The organism is Cohnella baijiui (assembly GCF_020731285.1).
Classification (GTDB): domain Bacteria; phylum Bacillota; class Bacilli; order Paenibacillales; family Paenibacillaceae; genus Cohnella.
In genome coordinates, this window is the sequence record NZ_JAJFOW010000001.1 from 383,078 (window position 1) to 403,370 (window position 20,293).

Below are 20,293 nucleotides of genomic sequence, written 5' to 3' on the forward strand. Positions count from 1 at the left end.
CCGGCTTAGTCTGCCGCCGCGGTATCCCGATCTTCCCGGCTCCACGTCGCAAGGAGAAGCCACACCGTCGCCGCGAGCAGTGTCAGCACGCCCATCGTGTATAGCACCCTGGCGAAGTCGATCTCGTACGTCACCCGAAACCCGTTGATCGTATATGTGCCTCTCGACAGCTGGAACCGAAAATGATAACTGTACTTATCGACATTCCGCTCGGGTCCCCAAACCTCGTAACAGGGGACGTAAAAGATCCCCGCGATCAAGACGAGAAGACCGTATCCGATCAACACGACGCTTTTCCAACTGTTGCGTTTGTCTAGCAAACAACCTCCGCCTTCCCGTCGTCGTTCTCCATTTCCACACCTTACCATTCTACCTGAAACGGCCCGGCTTCGGAACCTGCTTCCTCGCAAGGCGGCGGACGAAAGAAGGATCGCGGGGCTTCACGGAAAGCCGCGCTTCCGTTAAAGTAAAGGGGCATAGCGAATGACCGCGGACCGGAGGATGGACATATTGAACCCCAATTCGAACTTACAGGGCCGCGCGGCGGGAAGGTCGAAAGCCGATGTCGCACGCACGGCGCCTTTGCCCGCGCAAGCGGTCGGCTTAACCCGGCGTCGCCACTTGATCTTCGCGGCGGCGACGCTGATGTACTGGATGACGATGTATATTTATGTGCCGATTTTGACGCCTTTTCTGGAGGATCGGGGCCTTTCGATGGGGATGATCGGGCTGATCGTGGGGAGCTACGGCTTAACGCAGATGCTGATTCGGTTTCCGCTCGGGATGTTCTCGGATCGCCTGCAGCGGCGCAAGCCGTTCCTGTTCGTCGGAATGCTGGCCGGACTCGGCAGCTGCGTGCTGTTCCTGACGGCGGGCGGATGGGCCGGCCCGCTGGCCGGCCGGCTCGTGGCCGGCATCTGCGCGTCGGTGTGGGTCGCTTTCTCGGTGCTTTACGCGTCTTATTTCGCCCCGGATCAATCGACCAAAGCGATGGGGACGCTGAGCTTCCTTACCGTCATCGGCCAGTTGACCGGCATGACGGCGAGCGGGTATCTCGCGTCGCAGGGCGGATGGAACGCCGCGTTCTGGACGGGAATCGGGGTAGCGGCGGTCGGCGCTGCGCTGACCTTGTTCGTGCATGAACCCCGGGCGATTCCGAACCAATCGGCGGGATCGGCAGATGAGCCCCGGCGGAGCTGGAAGGAGATGCTGCGGCACTCGCCGCTGCTCATCGAGGTGTCCGTGCTGTCGATCATGGCGCACTGCATCCTGTTCATCACGATGTTCGGGTTTACGCCGCTGCAGGCGGTCAAGCTCGGCGCGAGCGAAGGCCAGCTGACCTGGCTTGTGATCGCCTTTATGGTGCCGCACGCGCTCGTTTCGTTGTGGAACGGGCGTTACATCGCGCCCCGCTTCGGGGAGCGTTCCGTGATCGTCGCGGGATTTTTGACGGCCGCCGTCTGCACGGCCGCGATCCCGTTCAGCGGTTCGCTGACGGGTTTGATCGTGACGCAAGCGTTTAACGGCATCGGGCAGGCGCTTTATTTCCCTCTCTTGCTCGGGCTGGCCATCCGGGATATTCCGACCCGGGAACGGGCGACGGCGATGGGTTTTTACCAGTCGATGTATTCGATCGGCATGTTCGCCGGCCCTTACCTGGCCGGCTGGCTGAACGGCCAAGGCGGCCTCCGGGCCGGGTTCGGCTTCGGCGCGGCGATCGGCCTTCTTGGAGCAGCGGTCGCCTGGCTTCGTTCGCGGCGAGACCGCGGCTAATACCAGCCGAGTCGTCCGCCGATCGCCAACGCGGCCGCGATCCCTCCAACGGCCAAAAGCAGCAGCCAGTCCCCGCCCCGCCAGCGGAGCCGCTCGGACATCGTCGGCTGCGGCACCCGCCCGACCCCGCGGCTCTCGAGGGCGAGCGACACTTGGTCGCCCATGCGGAACAAAGCGAGCAGGAACGGGACGGACGTTTCTTTCAGACGCCTGGCGATCGCGCCGGGCGTCTTCGCGTTTTCCTTGCCTCTCGCGATGGCGATGCGCGTAAACCGCCCCCATTCGTCCAACAGTTGCGGGACGAATCGGAGGATGAGCGTTACCGTGAGCACGACCTGCTGGACGCGGCGGCTCGTCCGCCCGCGGAACGTCGACAGCTGGAGCAGCGAACGGCGCAGACGCAGCGGCGGGATCGCCAGCGGCAGTCCAAGTCCGAGCAGCAGCACGAGCCACGTACGGCCGAAGGACAGAAGCGTCGCCCGGGCGGCGTCCGCATGCCACAAGCCGTCTCCCCCGCTCCCGGTCCAGCCGGCGAGCAGCGTGGCCGAAACGGCGAACGAGGCGAAGCCGAGCAGCACGCCTCGCCAGCGGCGAAGCGGAAAACGCCCGAGCCGCACGGCCGCGAAGGTGACGACCGCGCCTGCGGCCAGACTGATCCAGGTTTGGATCGAGAACAGCGCGAGCGACAGTAAAATGTAGCATAGCCAAACCGATCGGGGGTCGAAACGCAGGAGCGGATGAGGCTTCGCCGGGGAAACCGCCTGCAGCGCCGAACGATCCGGCGGCGCATCCGCCCGTGCATGGCGAGCCGTCGGGCTTACGACGGCCGGCTCAGGCGATACAGGCGCGAGCGGCGAAGGGATCTCTCCAGATCCTTCGCCGCCCAGCCGAGCCGCCAGCCTGCGCGGATCGAGAACCTCATCGGCGCTTAGCCCCATGCGCCACCCCGCTCGCGCGATCTCGAACCACGCGGGGATATCCATCCCCGCTTCGCGCCACCATTCCGGGCGAGCCAGCAGCTCCTCCGGCGTGCAGGGACGGATCCGGCCGCCCGGCGCCATCAGCAGGAGCATGTCCGCCAGCGGCAGCGCCCAATCGGCGTCGTGCGAGACGAGCAGCACGCCCCTGCCCCGCTCCCGCTCCGCCAGCAGCCGCGCGGCCAGCATCTCGTGCGCCCGCGCATCCAAGCCCGACGTCGGCTCGTCGAGCAGCAGCCATGGCGCCGGCGCGGCGAACGCGCATGCGAGAGCCGTGCGGCGCCGCTCGCCTCCGCTCATCGCATACGGATCGCGCGCGAGCCAAGTAGGGTCCCACCCGACGGCGCGCAGCGCTTCTTCCACCCGGGCCGCGACCTCCGCTTCGCCGCCGCCGAACGGCGCGAGCACGTAGCGCAGCTCCGCCTCGACCGATCGGGCGAACAACTGCTCCTCCGCTGATTGGCAGGCATAGCTGTAGCGTTTCAATACGTCCGGGCGAAGCTTCAGCCGTCGACGCCCCTTCCGCCACAGCGCTTCTCCGCCGTACGAAACCGCGAGCCCTTCCGGATCGCGCAATCCGGCAGCGATTTCGAGCAGACGCGTCTTGCCGGCGCCGTTCGGACCGAGCAGGACCGTGATCGTCCTGGGCCGAAGCACGAGCGCGCGGTCCTTTTCGGCCGGGGCATCCGCCTGTCGGAGCAAGCGGTCGCCGAATCCGCCGATCCGCAACTCCGCTTCCGCGAAGACGGCGTCGGTCGGCTTCCTCAAGGTTTCTTCACCCATTTCCGCTTGCCATCCTTTCCGAATCCCGACTCGTATCGCCTGTCATCCCGATTCCGATTCCGCTCCCGATCCCGCTCCGCCGCCATTCCTCCGCGGTCGCCGGCAGCGGCGCCGCGAGCTTGCCGAGCCGGTGCAGGCCGTAAGCCAGCTCGGCCAAATAAGGCAGCCGGAGACCGACCTGCTCGCACGCCGCGCCGGATCGGCTGGGACGCAACGGATCCGGTCCGTACAGGAACTGCCTGCCCGTTCCGTCGAAGCGGATCTGCGCGTCCCGCAGCGCGATCACCCGCGCGTCCGGATCCAGCTCGTCGAGCCGCTGGGTCACCCAGACGATCGCCGCCCCGCGGGCGTGCAGCCGCTCCGCGATGCCGCGAACCCGCCGGCGGGCCGACTCGTCCAGCATCGAAGTCGCCTCGTCCAGCACGAGTAGCGGCGCCTCGCAGACTGCAGCGGCCGCGACGACGGCAAGCTGCCGCTGGCCGCCGGACAGCCGGGACCACGGCTCGTCCGCCGCTTCCCGCAGCCCGACGGCCGCGAGCATCTCCGCGGCCGCGGCCGCGATCCGTTCGGGCGGCGCCGCGCGCCATTCGAGCGCGAAGACGAGCTCCTCGCGCGGCGTGCTCCCGAACAGCTGGGCGTCGGGCTGCTGCATGACGTAAGGCGCCGGCTGCAGGCCCGCAAAGCCGCGGCTATAGCCTCCCGCTGCGCCTTCCTGCACGAGCCCGGCCAAGAGCTGCGCCAGCGTGGACTTCCCGCTCCCGTTCGTGCCCACGACGTAGATCCATTCGCCGGGCGCAAGCGCGAGCGTCGCTTCTTCGAGACGCGTCGTCCTCTCTCCCCCGGGCATTCGTCCATATACCGACAGCTTCGTCAACCGAAGCGGTTCCGTGCGATTCGATCCGTTCATGCGATTCCCTCTTCCCAATTGATTCCGCTCGTGATACAATCCGAAATGTTAACCACAACCCAGAAAATAGGTTAACATTTGAGAGGAGATTTGACAATGCCACGTTCTACCCCTGCATCCAACACCGTCGATCAAGCGAATCCGGCCGGCGACGCGGCGACGCTCGATACGCTGGCAAGCGCGAGAGAGACGACCTCCTGGATCCGCTCCACCGTTTATACGGCACTCTTTGCCGCGCTGTTCATCGCATTCGGTTCGATCCAGCTGCCGCTCGGGTTCACAAGCGTCCCGATCACGCTTCAGTCGCTGGCCGTCATGCTCGCCGGCGGTCTGCTCGGCGCGCGATACGGCTTTTGGAGCATCGCGATCGTCGTTCTGCTGGCGACCGCCGGGCTGCCGCTTTTCGGCGGGCACGGCGGATTGTCGACCGTGTTCGGCTTCACGGGCGGCTTTATTTGGATGTTCCCTTTCGAAGCCCTGTTCGTCGGCTGGGTGAGCGACCGCCTGTTCCGGGACGAACGGCGGTTCGGACCGTTGCAGTACGCGCTCCTTTTCGCCGGCATCTGTTTGTTTGGCGTTGCGTTGGCTTACATAGGCGGCGTTCCTTGGTATGCCTACAAGGCCAAGCTTTCTCTGCCCGCCGCCATGGTCGGCGCCTGCTACCCGTTTTTGGGCGGAGATCTTCTCAAGGCGGCGGTCGCCACGTTCGTCATCGGCACGGTGCGCCCGCTCGTCCCCGGCTTTCGGCGTCCGCGCCGGCGCCGCGCGGATTAGGCTGCGGATTTCACGCGCCGCGCCCGGCTCCAAAATGCAAAATGAAGATCAACGAGCAAAACGGGATGAAGCAGACTCCTATTCTGCCTCATCCCGTTTGCGTTTTTGGTCGCTGGCTGCTCGCTTGAGCAGGCTATGAACAAGGCAAAGCCAGCCGACCTCCAGGCTCGCCTTGCGAAAGCCTCGAAGCAGAAAACGCCGGAATCCCCGGCCTTAATTCATAACCGCCCTTTTCCGTGCCGATTTGTACGTTGTAGCCGGGCTTCAATTACCGAAGTAGGGAACAACGCTCCCTCGCCAATCCGCCGAAATAGGTAACAAAATGCTCCTTATTTCCACGCACCCCCACTACTCCGCCGAATTAGGGAACAAATTGTTCCTTATTCTCCCACGCCCCCGTCACTCCGCCGAAATAGGTAACAAAATGTTCCTTAATTCCACGCGCCCCAGCCCCTCCGCCAAAATAGGGAGCAAAATGTTCCTTATTCCCCGCACTCCCCCTATACGGACCGACAACGAGCCCCCGTTCATTGGCACGCGATTCGGAGAGAGGTGCGAAAGGCCGGGCATGATCCACGAACGAATCCCGCTGAAGCGGCGGCGCCGCCGGTTGGAGCAAAATGCGCCAACGGGGGCTTTTGGGACGGCCCCTTTTGGGCGTCCGGAGCCGCCATTCAAAAGGCGGTCATCCCGCCGTAGCGCGCTAGCTCTTCGAGGAGCCGCCGGTGGATCGGGATCCGAAACTCCATCGGACCGGTCCGGTGTACGCCGCCGCGATGATGCACCACGACCTCCTTGGCGTAAATCGCGTAGTACGCGCTCCCCGTCGCGATCGTGCCGAACGACCATTCGCTCCGTTTGCTGGCGGCCACGGCCGGTTTGCCGCTTTTGACGCTCTCGCATGGGACGACGCTGATCATGTGCTCGAACAAAATATAGTAATTCATATGAGGCTTCTGAACGACGAGCTCCCGGGTCGAAAGCGTCAGCCCGAAAGGCCCTTTTTTGTGCGACACCTTCAGTTCCCCGGTCAATCCCTTGATCTGCATGAAGTCCGACAACGGCGCTTCCTCCTCTCTGGTCTGGTCCGGGCCGCACCGCCCGCCAAAATGGCGGGCCGTACGCCCAGGGACGAAGGTACAATCGTCGGGATTGTTGCCAGCATACCCTAATAGGTAGGATTGAGGCAACCCACGCGGAACGAATCAAGGAGCGTGAACCGGCAACATGTCAAGTAGCATCATGGACCTGAACCTCACGTCCGTGAGGGATCAAACCGTCTATCTGACCAAAGGCGTTTTGCAGAACGACGACCAACAACTGACCTCGCTCGCCCCCGGACAAAAAATCGTCCTGCAGCATGGGAGATTGCGGCAGGAGGCCACCATCCAGTTTCGCGCGGCCGGGGAGTGCTTTATCGGCATGTTCGAAATGAATGCGGCGCTCGCCAAGAAGATGCGGCTCCTGGATTACAAGCGCTACCGGCTCGTACACGATCCGAATAACGACGTCGTCCGCATCGATGCCGCTCCCGTCAGCGTGGCGTCAGGCATGCACCGGCACAGTCCAAGGCTCAGGGGCCAGACGATATCGATCGGCTACCAGCTGCAGTCGCAGCTCGGCATTCCCGATATTCGCGGCTACGCCGTTACAGTCAAGAGCGGCGACGCCGTGCGGAAAATGTTCGTTGGCACCCCCAGCAATCTATTCGATCACGAGATGCAGACCGCGCCAGGTACGGGCAAGGCGCTCCGTCTGGCCCCGGGCAAATCCTACGGTTTGCGATACGATCAGCGCACCCGCACCCTCACGATCCTCGGTCCGACCGGCCGTGCCTAAGCGAAAGACGGGCCGCGCCAAAAGGCGCCGCCCGTCTGATGGGTTGATGGATCTCACGCCGGGTGCGGTCAGTCGCACTCCTCGGGTGCTTCAATCGGTTTGGCCGCTTCGACGTCCAGCTTTTCCGCGACCGTATCGCGAATAATGCTGACGATCGATTGCAGCAGATAATTCACGTCTGTCTGACTTTGCTGGAATTGCTGTACGACCGGCATGCCGTCGAGCTCGTCCTGAAGCACGGAAATTTCCTGTTCGATCTTTTCGACCATTTGCGCGTTTTTAAACGTCGTCTGGAAGGCGACGAGCTCTTTTTGTTTTTTCTTGATCTGCGCGATCAAGCCTTGGACCTTCTCGTGGCGCTGAATGAGACGCTCCGCGTTTTGGTACATCTCCACTTCCTCGGCGGTCGTGATCAACTGGGCGAGTTCCTTGGCCCGGGCGAGGATGTCCTCGCGAACGATCAGCTCGCGGTTGTCGTATTCCGGGATGATATAGCCCTCCGGCTGCCCGAGGTCCGGGACTTGGCAGCTATGGTCGTGATCGTGATCATGGTTATGCGCGAATTGCGACATGTTTGAGTTTCCTCCCGATTCGTGAGCGGACGGGCAGCCGGTCAACGGACGCGCCCCGCTTCGATCTTGAACTGCGTATTAAGCACCGTGCGTATAAGCTTCCTGAACGGAAGGGGACAAGCCGACCGCCTCGGCGCGGATGAACCACGTCTGCGGCTGCGTCACGCGTACATGGGCGAACTGTCCGATCCACGACTTCGGTCCTTCGAAGTGGATCAGCTTGTTGGAGCGCGTCCGGCCGGACAGGACGTTCGCGTTGGTTTTGCTCTCGCCTTCGACGAGCACTTCGACGACCTGTCCCGCCAGCTCCAGGTTGCTCGCGAGGCTCATCTCGGCGATCAGCTCGTTCAGCCGTTTAAGCCGCTTTTGCTTGGCCTCATACGGCACGTTGTCTTCCATCGCGGCGGCCGGCGTGCCGTCCCTCGGCGAATAGATGAACGTATATGCCATGGAGATGCCCGCCTCGCGCACGACCTCGAGCGTCTCTTCGAATTGCTCCTCCGTCTCGCCGGGGAAGCCTACGATGATGTCGGTCGTCAGCACGACGTTCGGGATCGCCTTCCGGATGCGGCCGACAAGGTCCAGGAACTGCTCGCGAGAATACTTGCGGCTCATCCGCTTCAGCACCTCGGTGCTGCCGGACTGGAACGGCAGATGGATATGTTCCACGAGGTTGCCGCCCTTCGCGATCACCTCGACGAGATGATCGTCGAAGTCGCGCGGATGGCTCGTCGTGAACCGGACGCGCGGGATGTCGATTTTGCGGATGTCGTCCATCAGGTCACCGAACCGGTATTGGCGGTCCGTGAAGTCTTTGCCGTAGGCGTTAACGTTCTGGCCGAGCAGCGTAATCTCCTTGAAGCCTTGGCGCGCAAGCTCGCGCACCTCCGCGATGACGTCCTCGGGCAGTCGGCTGCGCTCTTTGCCGCGCGTATAGGGGACGATGCAGTACGTGCAGAACTTGTCGCAGCCGTACATGATATTCACCCATGCGCGCAGGCCTTCCCTTTTCTTCGGCAAATTCTCGATGATGTCGCCTTCCTTGGACCACACTTCGACGACCATCTCCTTGCCGAAGTGCGCGTCCTTCAACAGCTGCGGTAGCCGATGAATGTTGTGCGTGCCGAAGATGAGATCGACATGCGGGTGCTTCTCGAGGATCCGATTCACGACGGATACTTCCTGGGACATGCACCCGCATACGCCGAGGATCAGTCCGGGCTTTTCGAGCTTGAGGCGCTTCAGATGGCCGAGCTCTCCGAACACTTTGTCCTCCGCGTTTTCCCGCACCGCGCATGTGTTAATGAGGATGACGTCCGCCTGCTGCTTGTCTTCGGTGGCGGCGTAGCCCATCTCCTCGAACAGCCCGCGCATGATTTCCGTGTCATGCTCGTTCATCTGGCAGCCGTACGTGAAGATGCAGTAGTAGCGGCCGGCGCCGAACGACTTCATTTCTTCCGGAATGCCCGTATCGTAGAGCACCCGGATGTCTTCTTTGCCCCTCTTTTTGCCTTCGCGGAGATCGGGCGGCGACGAGATTTGGACGTGGCGCCCGTTGATGCGATATGTCGTCTTGCCGTCTTCCCGGGCGACGACCTTCGCGTCCGAGAAGTCGAAGTATTTGGCGTAGTCTTTAGCCGGGCCGGCAGCTTGCTTGTCTTGGCCTTCCTTCGTCATGCGAAGCGACTCCTTCCTGTCGTCAGCCCTCAACTGCGTGGGACCATTCAATGTTTCATTATAGCATAGCGACGGAAGGCGCCCAAGTAGATTCCGCGCCGAACCAAGCCGAACCGGAAGGCGAGAATCGGCGGGCAGATCCCCTTGCGTCCAGGAAAAGCCCCGTCAGCGCGTTCGCTGCCGGGGCCGCTCGTTTCCCTATTTTCGCAAGTTGCGCGTGTCGATCATCCGGTTTTGACCGTCCGGATGATCGTTCGTGCCGACTGCTCGTTGTTCCTTGACCGCCTCGAACTGGGTTTTCGCCCTGTTGGCGTGTTCCCGCCACAACTTGCCTTCCTCTTGCACGTCGACGCCTCTCTTGTCGTTTACGCCCTTGCCCGTCATGTCGATCCACCTCCGGTTTCTAAGGATTCCTCCTTATTTACCCTCCCCGGTGAACAGCCAAGCAGGCGATCGGACGCGCGACCGGATCGAGAGAGACGCGAGAGGCGTCCTCCTTAGTCGATCAACTCGGCAAAGTCGCCCGTTGCGGCGCCCGAGGCGTTGCCTTCGTCGGTATCGATGTGCATGTCGAGCGCGAAGGAGGGCGATACGCGGGCGATCACATTTTCGAAAACGAGGCCCCGATCGCCGCCTGCCCGGACACGGAGGAGCTGCTTGTCCGTCACGCCGAGCCGATTCGCGTCGGACGTATGGAAGTGGATATGGCGCGCCGCCACGATGACGCCTTCGTCGATCGTCACTTCGCCGGCCGGACCGACGATGCGGAGGCCGGGCGTGCCTTCGATGTTCCCGGATTCCCGCACCGGGGGATTCAGACCCAGCGCGAACGCGTCCGTACGCGACACCTCCAGCTGTGTCGCCTTGCGGACCGGGCCCAGGATGCGCACCTTGGGAAAGGAGCCCTTCGGCCCGTAAACGGCGACCGTCTCGTTCGCGGCAAACTGTCCCGGCTGGCTCAGCGGCTTCATTTCGGTCAGCGCCGCGCCTTCGCCGAACAAGATATGGACATGCTTTTGGGTCAAATGAATATGGCGCGCGGACACGCCGATCGGAATGCGTTTGGCATCGCTCATGGAAGATTCCACCTTTCCTCCTGCTATACCGTTATTATAACGCACGCAACGGGTGAAACCCAACGGAATAGCCCCGATCCGCCTGCCTCTGGGCGCCTATCGCGCCTTCCGCCACCAGATTGTCGTTTTTAGCGCGGTATTCGAACATCGAACCCGGCTGGCCGTCTCCTGCGGAATAAAGGCCGCGGAAAAGTCAAAAGGGCTGCCGGCTGCAGCCCTCTTCAAACGTCTATGCGGATTACACAAACTCTTTGACCAGCTTGTCGAACGATTCGCGGGACAGCTTCAGGTCCTGCTTGGCCAACGCTTCCGGCTTGAAGCCGACGGCGAGGTCCTCGTAGGACGGGCGCGTCTTGTCCTGGTAGATCAGACCGGTTAGCATGCCGTTCGTCTCCATGATCTTCGTCATGGCGGCGATCCGGTTCGACGGGTCGTACTCGGGGAATTGATCCAGATTCACGATGTTCTCCTTGAACCAATCGTACGTGTTCACCTTGTTGAAAGTAACGCACGGGCTGAAGACGTTGATGAGCGAGAAGCCCTTGTGGCTCAAGCCCGCTTCGATCAGGGACGTCAGCTGCTTCAAATCGCTGGAGAACGACTGAGCGACGAACGTGGCACCGGCCGACAGCGCGATTTCGAGCGGGGACAGCGTCGACTCGATCGAGCCTTCCGGCGTGGACTTCGTCTTGAATCCCTCGGCGCTGCGCGGCGAGGTCTGGCCCTTCGTCAGGCCGTAGATCTGGTTGTCCATGACGATATAGGTGATATCGAGATTGCGGCGGATCGCATGGACCGTATGTCCCATCCCGATCGCAAAGCCGTCGCCGTCGCCGCCGGAGGCGATGACCGTCAGCTCCCGGTTCGCGAGCTTGACGCCTTGGGCGATCGGCAGCGCGCGGCCGTGAATGCCGTGCAGGCCGTAGGCGTTGATGTAGCCCGAGATCCGGCCGGAGCACCCGATCCCGGAGACGACGGCCAGCTGTTCGGGCTCGAGGCCCACGTTTGCCGCCGCCCGTTGAATCGCAGCCTGTACGGAGAAATCGCCGCAGCCTGGGCACCAGTTCGGCTTGACGTTATTGCGAAATTCTTTGAATGTCGCCATCTTAGTTCAACTCCTTGCAGGCTTTGTAGATTTCGGAAGGCAGGAACGGCGTGCCGTCATATTTGAGCAGGTTCACGATTTTGTCGTGATAGCCTACGTTTTGTTTGATCAGGTTGGCAAGCTGGCCGGTCGCGTTGTTTTCGAGGACGACCACCTTTTTCGCGCGTGAGAGATACGGCTCGATCAGCTCGTTCGGGAACGGATGCATCTGCCGGACGGTAATATGGTTCGAGGCGATGCCGTCCTGCGCGAGTCGATCCTGGGCTTCGTTGATCGTACCGCCCGTGGATCCCATCGAGACGACGAGCAGATCGGCCGGTTCGGAAGGACCGTCGAATTTGACGGCGTCCGATATCCGGAGCGACGCCAGCTTGTTCAGACGTTTGTCCATCATCTTTAGCCGGTTGACCGCGCTCTCGGACGGCCGGCCCTCCTGGTCGTGCTCGACGCCCGTCACATGGTGAATGCCGTTCTTGGCGCCCGGCAGCACGCGCGGCGAGACGCCGTCTTGGGCAAACGCATAGCGCGGGAACAACTTGCCCGGCTCGTTCGGCTCCAGCTCCTCGGTGACCAGCTTGCCGCGCTCGATCGAGATGCGGTCGTAGTCGAGCGGCTCGCAAGACTGCTTGCCGAGCGAAAGCTGCAAGTCGGTCGCGACGATGACCGGTACTTGATACACTTCCGCAATATTAAACGCTTCGATCATATCGTAGAAGCACTCTTCGATCGTGCTGGGCGCGATGACGACCTTCGGGATCTCCCCGTGCGTCCCGTAGATGAGCGCGTTGATATCGGACTGTTCCTGCTTCGTCGGCAGCCCCGTCGAGGGACCGCCGCGCTGCGTGTCGATGACGACGAGCGGCGTCTCGGTCATGCCGGACAGGCCGATCGCTTCCATCATGAGCGAGAGGCCGGGGCCGGCCGACGCCGTCATCGTGCGTACGCCGCCATAGTTGGCGCCGATCGCCATCGTGACTGCCGCGATCTCATCCTCCGTCTGGATGACGGTGCCGCCGAACTTCGGCAGCTTTTTGATGAGGTATTCCATGATTTCCGAAGCGGGCGTGATCGGGTAAGCGGACATCAGGCGGCAGCCTGCCGCGATCGAGCCGAGACCGAGCGCTTCGTTGCCGATCATGAACAGCTTCTGTTTGCCGTCCGCTTCCTCCAGCCGGAACGCCTCGAGCGGGCCGCCGGCCTGCTCCAGAACGAAGTCCCCGCCGCGTTTGACGGCTTCGATATTTTTCTCGACGACGGCAGCGCCCTTGCGCCCGAACTCCTCCTCGACCGCCCGGTTGAACACTTCCATCGGCAGACCAAGCAGCGCCCAGGAAGCCCCCGACGCGACCATGTTTTTCATGAGGGAAGTGCCGAGGTCTTCGGCGATCTTCGTAATCGGAACGGCGAACAGCTGCGCTTGCACCCCTTCGGGCACTTTCGGATCAAATTTCGCGTCCGCGACGATAACGCCGCCCGGCCGCAGCTCGCCGGCGTTCAGATCGATGCTTTCCTGGTCGAAGGCGACCAGAATGTCGAGATCGTCCGAGATCGCGCGGATCGGCTTCGTACTGATGCGGATTTTGTTGTTCGTATGTCCGCCCTTGATGCGGGAGGAGAAATGCCGGTAGCCGTACAAATAATACCCGAGCCGGTTCAAGGCAGTGGAAAAAATCCGGTCCGTGCTTTCCACGCCTTCCCCTTGCTGGCCGCCAATTTTCCATGACAGTTGACTGATCACAAATAACATCTCCTCTAATCTCTGGTTCGACCCTTATGACAACGCGCGCTGCGTACTTCTGCTCAGAAGTGCCTATAAATGAGAGAAAATTCACGAACTTGTTTGACCACATAAATTTTATGATTCGCAAGGTTAAATTGCAAGCCTTTCCGCCCAAATGAATGTATAACTCTTTTTGATGAAACCCATATGATTCCGATATAAATGATCCGTATTTCGATCATTCTCGCAGATTCGTCGTCAGAAACCGATGCACGTTGCCGCTCAGCCATCCATCCGCCAGCGCCTCCGGATACCGTCGTAGCAGCGCCTCGGCGAGCGCGGGGTATTCGCCCGGATGGGACAAGCCCTTGACGTGCACTTCAATGCCGTCGAAGTCCGATCCGAACGCGATATGCCGTTCTCCACCCAGCTCGCACACATGCTCCACCTGCCGGATCACGTCTTCGATCGTCGCCGGCCCCGGCACCGTGACGAAGTACGGCACGAAGGTGAGGCCGACGAGGCCGTCCGCCGCAATCAGCGCCCGGATTTGGTCGTCGGTCAAATTGCGGGGGTTGTCGCACAGCCGCCTGCTGTTCGAATGCGACGCAAAAAAGGGACGCCGCGCCGCGTCCGCCACGTCCCAGAAGCCGCGATCCGACAAATGCGAGACGTCGATCAGGATACCGAGCTTCTCGCATTCGGCGACGAGCTGCTTCCCCGCCCGCGTCAAACCCCCGCCGCGTGGCTCTCCGACGCCGTCGCATGCCCAGTTGGCATGATTCCACGTCGGGCCGAGCAAACGTAGACCGAGCCTATGAAGCAGCCGCAGCGCCCACCATTCGCCCTGCAGCGCATCGACGCCTTCGAGCGAAAGCAGGGCCCCCGTCGGCCCGTCCGGGTCGCCACTCAGCACGGCCGAGACGTCGGCCGGCTTGCGGACGAGCCTTATTCCTTCGCAAGTCAATATCTTGGACCAATACAGCTCCGATGTCCGCAGCAGCGTCTCCGGCGTCTTGGCCAGTCCGTCCGGCACCCACATGGCGAACACCTGCAGCCCGACACCGCCCTGGCGAAGCCGTCCGAGCCTGACATCCAGCTTGCCGTCGTTCGGCGGGCCGAGCGTCACTTTGTCGTCCCGCAGCATTTTGCTCAGCACGTCGCAGTGCAAATCGGCGACTTGTCTCATTCTGATGCCTCCCTTGTTCGCAATGCTAGCCCAAAACAAAAAAACCTGTCCCAGCGATGCCGGCGCGGCGAAATACTTCGCCGCGAACGCGCGCATCCATGTCAACAGGTCGACGATTTGAAACGCCCGTTTCTCCCGGTTACCGCGGCTCGACGATCAGCTTGATCGCCGTGCGGTCCTCCCCATCAATCACGATATCCGTAAACGCCGGAATGCAGATCAGGTCCACGCCGCTCGGCGCAACGAAGCCGCGCGCGATCGCGACCGCTTTGATCGCCTGATTCAGCGCGCCTGCGCCGATCGCCTGCAGTTCGGCGCCTCCGCGCTCCCGAAGCACCCCAGCTAATGCGCCTGCGACGGAGTTTGGGTTCGATTTTGCCGAAACCTTTAATACTTCCATGACCATTTCCTCCTCAGGGGTAAAGGATGGGCCCACTAACGGATACTTATTCGGTAGCGTCTCTATTAATTCCTGCAACTTTAGATGGAGTCGGGGAGAAAGGGACGAAAAATTCTGAAAGTTCATGTCGAGAACCGGCATGGCTCCGCGCCATCGCGGGCGACTGCTATGCGTCCGGGTTTTCTCGAAGCTACATATTATAATAGCAGCGAACGAGGCGTGGTCATTCCCCTATGCGCCCGCCGATTTGCGGTCCCCTTCGTGCTTCTTAGTATGAATTTTCGCATACGAATGTCTCTTTACACGCCAAAAAGCTGGATGTAATTCGAATTTTCGCATCCAAAGGTCCTCCCTCCCGCCAAAAGGGCATTTCCCATTCGATTTTTCGAATTCAAATCCCCCATCGCCTTCAAAAGGCAGGTTGAGGTCCAGATTTAACCTTACAGGCAAACAAGCAACACCGTGCATCATTCGAATTTCAACATCATGGTTACACATAGCCATAAAAAAAGCGGCAACCCCCATTTGGGGATTGCCGCCTTGCCGTGCCGCCAGACCTGGTTAGGCCGGGATCCAGCTGTCCTCGTCGACGCGGATCGTCCGGACGCGGTTCGCGCGTCCCGTCGCCTCGTCGATGTCGACGAAGACGCCGTTCAGATGCCACTTCGTTTCGGCCACCTGGAACCGGGTCGGCATGCCCGTAATAAACTTGCGGAGGACGCTCTCCCGGTCCATGCCGAGAACGCCGTCGCGCGGTCCCGTCATGCCGGCATCGGTGACGTAAGCCGTCCCGCCCGGCAGGATGCGATCGTCGTTCGTCTGCACGTGGGTATGCGTGCCGAGCACGAGCGAAGCGCGACCGTCCAGGTGCCAGCCCATCGCGATTTTCTCGCTCGTCGCTTCGGCGTGAAAATCGACGAGGATGCAGCGGTGCTTCTTGCGCAGCTCGTCTACGATGTCGTCCGCCTTGCGGAACGGGCAGTCCGACGGCGGAAGGAACGTGCGCCCGATCAGGTTCACGATGGCGAGCTCCTTGCTCCCCGATTTGACGACGGTATATCCCCTGCCTGGCGTACCCGGCGGCAGATTGGCCGGCCGGATCATGCGGGGCTCGTCGTCGATGAATTCGAAGATCTCCCGGTTATCCCACGTATGGTTGCCCATCGTGATGCCGTGCACGCCCGCTTCGAACAGCTCGCGGGTGATCGCGGCGTTGATTCCTCGCCCGCCTGCGGCATTTTCTCCGTTGGCGATAATGAGATGAGGCTGGTATTGATCCTTCAACCAAGGCAGCAGCCGCTTGACGGTGTCGCGTCCGACGTTGCCGACGATATCTCCAATAAATACGACTTTCATAACGTCTCCTTTCGATCCCGGGCCGGCCGGGGATGGACGGCGGACTCGCGATAGCCGCGAGAAGGTAGCGTCCCGGGCGGACAAGAACGGGAAAAGTGGCTGCGATTGCGCAGCCACTTCTCAGCCTTCCCGTCATTTACTTCGCATACTCGACCGCGCGGGTCTCGCGGATCACGGTGACCTTGATATGGCCCGGATAGTCGAGCTCGTTCTCGATCTTCTTCGTGATGTCGCGCGCCAGGCGGAACGCCTCGGCGTCGTCGATTTTCTCCGGCTGGACCATAACGCGGACTTCGCGTCCGGCCTGGATGGCGTAAGACTTCTCGACGCCGTCGAACGACTCCGAGATGTCTTCCAGCTTTTCGAGCCGGCGAATGTAGGTCTCGAGCGTTTCCCGGCGGGCGCCCGGTCTAGCCGCGCTGAGCGCGTCGGCTGCGCCGACGAGCATCGCGATGACCGAAGTCGCCTCCACATCGCCGTGGTGGGATGCGATACTGTTGATGACGATCGGATGCTCTTTGTATTTCTTTGCCAATTCCACGCCGATCTCGACATGCGAACCTTCCACTTCGTGATCGAGCGCCTTGCCGATATCATGCAGCAGGCCGGCGCGTTTGGCGAGCGATACGTCTTCCCCGAGCTCCGCAGCCATTAAGCCGGTCAGATACGCGACCTCCATCGAATGCTTCAGCACGTTCTGGCCGTAGCTCGTGCGGAACTTCAGGCGGCCGAGAATCTTGATGAGATCCGGGTGGAGACCGTGGACGCCCACTTCGAACGTCGCTTGCTCCCCGTATTCCCGAATTCTCTCGTCCACTTCCTTGCGGGACTTCTCGACCATCTCTTCGATGCGGGCGGGATGGATGCGTCCGTCCGCGACAAGCTTCTCGAGCGAAGTCCGCGCTATCTCGCGTCGTATCGGATCGAAGCCCGACAGGATGACCGCTTCCGGCGTGTCGTCGATGATGAGGTCGATCCCCGTCAACGTCTCCAACGCGCGGATGTTGCGGCCTTCGCGGCCGATGATCCGTCCCTTCATCTCTTCGTTCGGCAGCGATACGACGGATACCGTCGTCTCCGCCACGTGATCGGCGGCGCAGCGCTGGATGGCGAGCGAGATGATGTCGCGGGCGCGCTTGTCCGCTTCTTCTTTGGCTTGCTGTTCGATTTCTTTGATCATTTGAGCCGTCTCGACGCGCACTTCCTGCTCGACGGTCGAGAGGATCAACTGCTTCGCATCTTCCATCGACAGGTTCGAGATGCGCTCCAGCTCGGTCATTTGCTGCTTATGAAGCGTTTCGATCTGTTCTTGGGTCTCTTCGATCCGTTTCTCTTTGTTGGCCACTTGCTCCTCTTTGCGTTCGAGGGACTCCAGCTTGCGGTCCAGCGATTCTTCCTTCTGGACGAGCCGGCGTTCCTGACGCTGTATCTCGTTGCGGCGCTCGCGAATGTCGCGTTCCGCTTCGTTTCGGAGCTTGTGCACCTCGTCTTTGGCTTCCAGTACCGTTTCCTTGCGGATCGCTTCCGCATCTTTCTTGGCACTCTCGACGATTTGACGGGCTGCTTCCTCGGCGCTGGAGATCTTCGCCTCCGCAATGGACTTGCGTACGAAATAACCGATCCCAAAGAAAAGCACGCCAACAACGATTACGATCAAGACCCAGATCCCGGATTGCATGGTCTTCACCTCCTCGTTGCATCACCAAGGCACTTCTTGGGACACCTATTTAATTGGGTGCCGGTTTCAGAACCGTTTCGATTTCGCGCTTGAAAAAAAGTCGAAAAATCATTTTCCGAATCGTTTTTTGGAAGGAAAAAGGTTCGGAATGAGATGATGGAATACTAATTCATTGTATCTTTTGTGAAAATGGATTGTCAAGTTGCATCCCGCGCAACGGTCCGCGTCCGCGAGACGCCGCAAAACGCCGGCGGGACGGCGAAAATTCGCCGTCCCGCCGCGTGCTTTAAGGTTCCAAACCCTCGTCGTCCGGACCGACGTATGCCGGCTCCTCCCAGTCGGGCGCTTCCTCCTCCGGCATCTCGGCGGACGCTTCCCGGACGGCCTCGTAAGCGATGCCGTTCGGAAAGCCGCGTCGCAGAAGCACGGCCATCAGCTTCATCTGCCGCTCCCGCAGCGTCTTGCCCTTCACGCCGGGCCAGCGCTTGCGGGCCAGCGTCAGCGCGGAGCGCCGTTCGGCTCCCTCGTCCAGCTCCTCCAGCGCCTCCTCAACATCCCCTTTGCCGACGCCGCGCTGGAGCAGCTCCTGGCGGATCAGCCGCCGTCCCTTCTTCTGCCCGGAGACGCGCGACTCGGCGAACCGCTTGGCATACGCCGCATCGTCCAGCAGGCCATGCTTCAGCAGCCGCTCGATGCTGCCCGCAATCGCGTCGGGCGAATACCCTTTGCGCTTCAGCCCCTGGCGAAGCTCGTTTTGCGTTCGCGCCTTGAAGTCGAGCATCGCGAGGGCGGAGCGGTAAGCCTCCTCCTTCTGCTCCTCCCTGCGAAGCGCCGCCCATTCCTCGGCGGTCAGGCGCCGCCCCTTAAGCAATCGCCATGCGACCAGCGTATCTTCGTGCACGGTCAGCGTCTCCTGCTCGGCCGAACCCTCTGGCACGACGATCAAACGATACATCGACGGCCGTTTGGAATCGGCCTGCATCGCCGCGACGACCGCGCCTCCTGTTCCCCCTTTGCCTTCTTCGTCAGAGGGGGACGCGGCGGAAACGGCGGCGCCTCGCTCTTTGTCGACGCGGCGCCAATCGCGCTCGTCCGAGATGTCGACCGCCTCCTCCCGCTCCGAAACTCCGCGTCCCCTTCGATTCTCTTCGCTCATCTGCGTGGGCCTCCTTTCCCGTCTTCTCGTTCTGCCAAGTAAAAACGGCTTCGCCGTCTACCCGGACGGCGGCACGTTTTTTTTATCGGAGGTCACACAGAAATGGATAGAGGTAAAACTGATACATTCTGTATGACCAACGGAAAAAAGGGCATCCGCACGAATGCAGACGCCCTTCTCCTATGCCTTACTCGAGTTCGCCGAACTCGGCGTCGTCATCGTCGTCGTCTTCCGTGGCCGCGCTGGTCCGCGCCGCCACCGCGGAAGCGGACAGCGTCGCGTCGCGAATCTGCTGCTCGATCTGGGCGGACAGATCCGGATGATCCTTCAGGAACTGCTTCGCGTTTTCCCGGCCTTGCCCGAGACGTTCGCTATTGTATGAGAACCAGGCGCCGCTCTTCTGTACGATATCGAGCTCCGTGCCGATATCGACGATGCTGCCTTCCTTGGAGATGCCTTCGCCGTACATGATGTCCACTTCCGCTTGCTTAAACGGCGGAGCGACTTTGTTCTTCACGACCTTGATACGCGTGCGGTTGCCGACGATGTCGTTGCCTTGCTTGATCGACTCGATGCGGCGCACGTCCAGCCGTACGCTGGCGTAGAACTTCAGCGCGCGTCCGCCCGGTGTCGTCTCCGGGTTGCCGAACATGACGCCGACTTTCTCGCGAAGCTGGTTGATGAAGATGGCGATGGACTTGGACTTGCTGATGGCGCCGGACAGCTTGCGCATCGCCTGCGACATGAGCCGCGCCTGCAGGCCGACGAACGAATCGCCCATGTCGCCTTCGATCTCGGCCTTCGGGACGAGCGCCGCGACCGAGTCCACGACGATGATGTCGACGGCGCCGCTGCGCACGAGCGCCTCGGCGATCTCGAGCGCCTGCTCGCCGGTGTCCGGCTGGCTCAGCAGCAGCTCGTCGATGTTGACGCCCAGGTTGCGCGCGTAGATCGGATCAAGCGCGTGCTCCGCGTCGATGAAGGCGGCTTGTCCGCCTGCGCGCTGCACTTCGGCGATCGCATGCAGGGCGACGGTCGTCTTACCGGACGATTCCGGACCGTAAACTTCGATGATGCGGCCCCGGGGAAATCCGCCGATCCCGAGGGCGATATCCAAAGCAAGAGCGCCGCTCGAGTAAGTCTCTACCTGAAGCTGGGCTTGCTCGCCCAATTTCATCACGGAACCCTTGCCGAATTGCTTCTCAATCTGGCGCAAAGCCATCTCTAATGCGGCGCGACGATCTGACAACACACCCACATCCTTATCTTTTAATAGTTATATCATACCTTTTTCTGCTGCGTTTGCCAAGC

At 61.4% G+C, this 20,293-nt stretch carries 20 protein-coding genes and 1 pseudogene; 3 read left to right on the forward strand and 18 right to left on the reverse strand.

The features are described from left to right. Positions 1-5: 5 nt before the first annotated feature. Positions 6-320 (reverse strand): hypothetical protein, encoded by a 315-nt coding sequence (locus LKX83_RS01690; protein WP_227880229.1) that lies wholly within the window; start codon positions 318-320, stop codon positions 6-8. 190 nt (positions 321-510) lie between these two features. On the opposite strand from LKX83_RS01690, the gene LKX83_RS01695 reads away from it, so the two are divergent. Continuing rightward, positions 511-1,773, forward strand: coding sequence for an MFS transporter (locus LKX83_RS01695; protein WP_227880231.1), 1,263 nt, complete (start codon positions 511-513; stop codon positions 1,771-1,773). On the opposite strand, the gene LKX83_RS01700 is transcribed toward LKX83_RS01695, so the two are convergent. Both LKX83_RS01700 and LKX83_RS01705 read right to left on the reverse strand, forming a co-directional pair. Continuing rightward, the gene (locus tag LKX83_RS01700; protein WP_227880232.1) at positions 1,770-3,533 is read right to left on the reverse strand and encodes an ATP-binding cassette domain-containing protein; all 1,764 of its coding nucleotides are present in this window, start codon (positions 3,531-3,533) and stop codon (positions 1,770-1,772) included. The genes LKX83_RS01695 and LKX83_RS01700 overlap by 4 nt on opposite strands. Beyond that, positions 3,526-4,440, reverse strand: a complete 915-nt coding sequence (locus LKX83_RS01705) for an ATP-binding cassette domain-containing protein (protein WP_227880233.1) — start codon at positions 4,438-4,440, stop codon at positions 3,526-3,528. The genes LKX83_RS01700 and LKX83_RS01705 overlap by 8 nt, the downstream gene beginning before the upstream one ends. A gap of 96 nt (positions 4,441-4,536) precedes the next feature. Here LKX83_RS01705 and LKX83_RS01710 point away from each other — a divergent pair, with 96 nt between their 5' ends. Further along, positions 4,537-5,214 (forward strand): biotin transporter BioY, encoded by a 678-nt coding sequence (locus LKX83_RS01710; protein ID WP_227880234.1) that lies wholly within the window; start codon positions 4,537-4,539, stop codon positions 5,212-5,214. A 78-nt stretch (positions 5,215-5,292) separates the two neighbouring features. On the opposite strand, the pseudogene LKX83_RS34665 reads toward LKX83_RS01710, so the two are convergent. Continuing rightward, a pseudogene (locus LKX83_RS34665) lies at positions 5,293-5,424 on the reverse strand (transposase); the annotation flags it as partial. A 464-nt stretch (positions 5,425-5,888) separates the two neighbouring features. Next, positions 5,889-6,275, reverse strand: coding sequence for a hypothetical protein (locus LKX83_RS01715; RefSeq protein ID WP_227880236.1), 387 nt, complete (start codon positions 6,273-6,275; stop codon positions 5,889-5,891). 166 nt (positions 6,276-6,441) lie between these two features. Here LKX83_RS01715 and LKX83_RS01720 point away from each other — a divergent pair, with 166 nt between their 5' ends. Continuing rightward, on the forward strand, positions 6,442-7,053 hold the full coding sequence (locus LKX83_RS01720; RefSeq protein ID WP_227880241.1) for a hypothetical protein: 612 nt from the start codon (positions 6,442-6,444) through the stop codon (positions 7,051-7,053). A 68-nt stretch (positions 7,054-7,121) separates the two neighbouring features. On the opposite strand, the gene LKX83_RS01725 is transcribed toward LKX83_RS01720, so the two are convergent. From LKX83_RS01725 to recA, 13 genes are all read right to left on the reverse strand, one after another. Continuing rightward, positions 7,122-7,625: a YlbF/YmcA family competence regulator gene (locus LKX83_RS01725; RefSeq protein ID WP_227880244.1), complete on the reverse strand. Its 504-nt coding sequence runs from the start codon at positions 7,623-7,625 to the stop codon at positions 7,122-7,124. Between the two features lie 78 nt (positions 7,626-7,703). Continuing rightward, positions 7,704-9,302: a tRNA (N6-isopentenyl adenosine(37)-C2)-methylthiotransferase MiaB gene (gene miaB, locus LKX83_RS01730; protein ID WP_227880246.1), complete on the reverse strand. Its 1,599-nt coding sequence runs from the start codon at positions 9,300-9,302 to the stop codon at positions 7,704-7,706. A gap of 198 nt (positions 9,303-9,500) precedes the next feature. Next, positions 9,501-9,686: a hypothetical protein gene (locus tag LKX83_RS01735; protein ID WP_227880252.1), complete on the reverse strand. Its 186-nt coding sequence runs from the start codon at positions 9,684-9,686 to the stop codon at positions 9,501-9,503. Positions 9,687-9,799: 113 nt separating this feature from the next. Further along, the gene (gene pduL / locus LKX83_RS01740) at positions 9,800-10,378 is read right to left on the reverse strand and encodes a phosphate propanoyltransferase (RefSeq protein ID WP_227880253.1); all 579 of its coding nucleotides are present in this window, start codon (positions 10,376-10,378) and stop codon (positions 9,800-9,802) included. A gap of 238 nt (positions 10,379-10,616) precedes the next feature. Then, positions 10,617-11,483: a 2-oxoacid:ferredoxin oxidoreductase subunit beta gene (locus LKX83_RS01745; protein ID WP_227880259.1), complete on the reverse strand. Its 867-nt coding sequence runs from the start codon at positions 11,481-11,483 to the stop codon at positions 10,617-10,619. 1 nt (position 11,484) lies between these two features. Continuing rightward, positions 11,485-13,221 carry a 2-oxoacid:acceptor oxidoreductase subunit alpha gene (locus LKX83_RS01750; RefSeq protein ID WP_227880260.1) on the reverse strand — a complete coding sequence of 579 codons (1,737 nt, stop codon included), beginning with the start codon at positions 13,219-13,221 and terminating at the stop codon, positions 11,485-11,487. A 220-nt stretch (positions 13,222-13,441) separates the two neighbouring features. Beyond that, positions 13,442-14,392, reverse strand: a complete 951-nt coding sequence (locus tag LKX83_RS01755; RefSeq protein WP_227880261.1) for a dipeptidase — start codon at positions 14,390-14,392, stop codon at positions 13,442-13,444. Between the two features lie 139 nt (positions 14,393-14,531). Next, entirely contained in the window at positions 14,532-14,792 is a 261-nt protein-coding gene (locus tag LKX83_RS01760; RefSeq protein WP_006211249.1) for a stage V sporulation protein S, read from the reverse strand. Between the two features lie 231 nt (positions 14,793-15,023). After that, on the reverse strand, positions 15,024-15,317 hold the full coding sequence (locus tag LKX83_RS01765) for a hypothetical protein (protein ID WP_227880266.1): 294 nt from the start codon (positions 15,315-15,317) through the stop codon (positions 15,024-15,026). Positions 15,318-15,353: 36 nt separating this feature from the next. Then, positions 15,354-16,148 carry a TIGR00282 family metallophosphoesterase gene (locus LKX83_RS01770; RefSeq protein ID WP_227880269.1) on the reverse strand — a complete coding sequence of 265 codons (795 nt, stop codon included), beginning with the start codon at positions 16,146-16,148 and terminating at the stop codon, positions 15,354-15,356. 136 nt (positions 16,149-16,284) lie between these two features. Next, positions 16,285-17,826, reverse strand: a complete 1,542-nt coding sequence (gene rny, locus LKX83_RS01775) for a ribonuclease Y (RefSeq protein WP_227880271.1) — start codon at positions 17,824-17,826, stop codon at positions 16,285-16,287. 286 nt (positions 17,827-18,112) lie between these two features. After that, entirely contained in the window at positions 18,113-18,982 is an 870-nt protein-coding gene (locus tag LKX83_RS01780) for a regulatory protein RecX (RefSeq protein WP_227880272.1), read from the reverse strand. A gap of 187 nt (positions 18,983-19,169) precedes the next feature. Further along, positions 19,170-20,231, reverse strand: a complete 1,062-nt coding sequence (gene recA / locus LKX83_RS01785; protein WP_227880273.1) for a recombinase RecA — start codon at positions 20,229-20,231, stop codon at positions 19,170-19,172. Positions 20,232-20,293 lie beyond the last annotated feature (62 nt).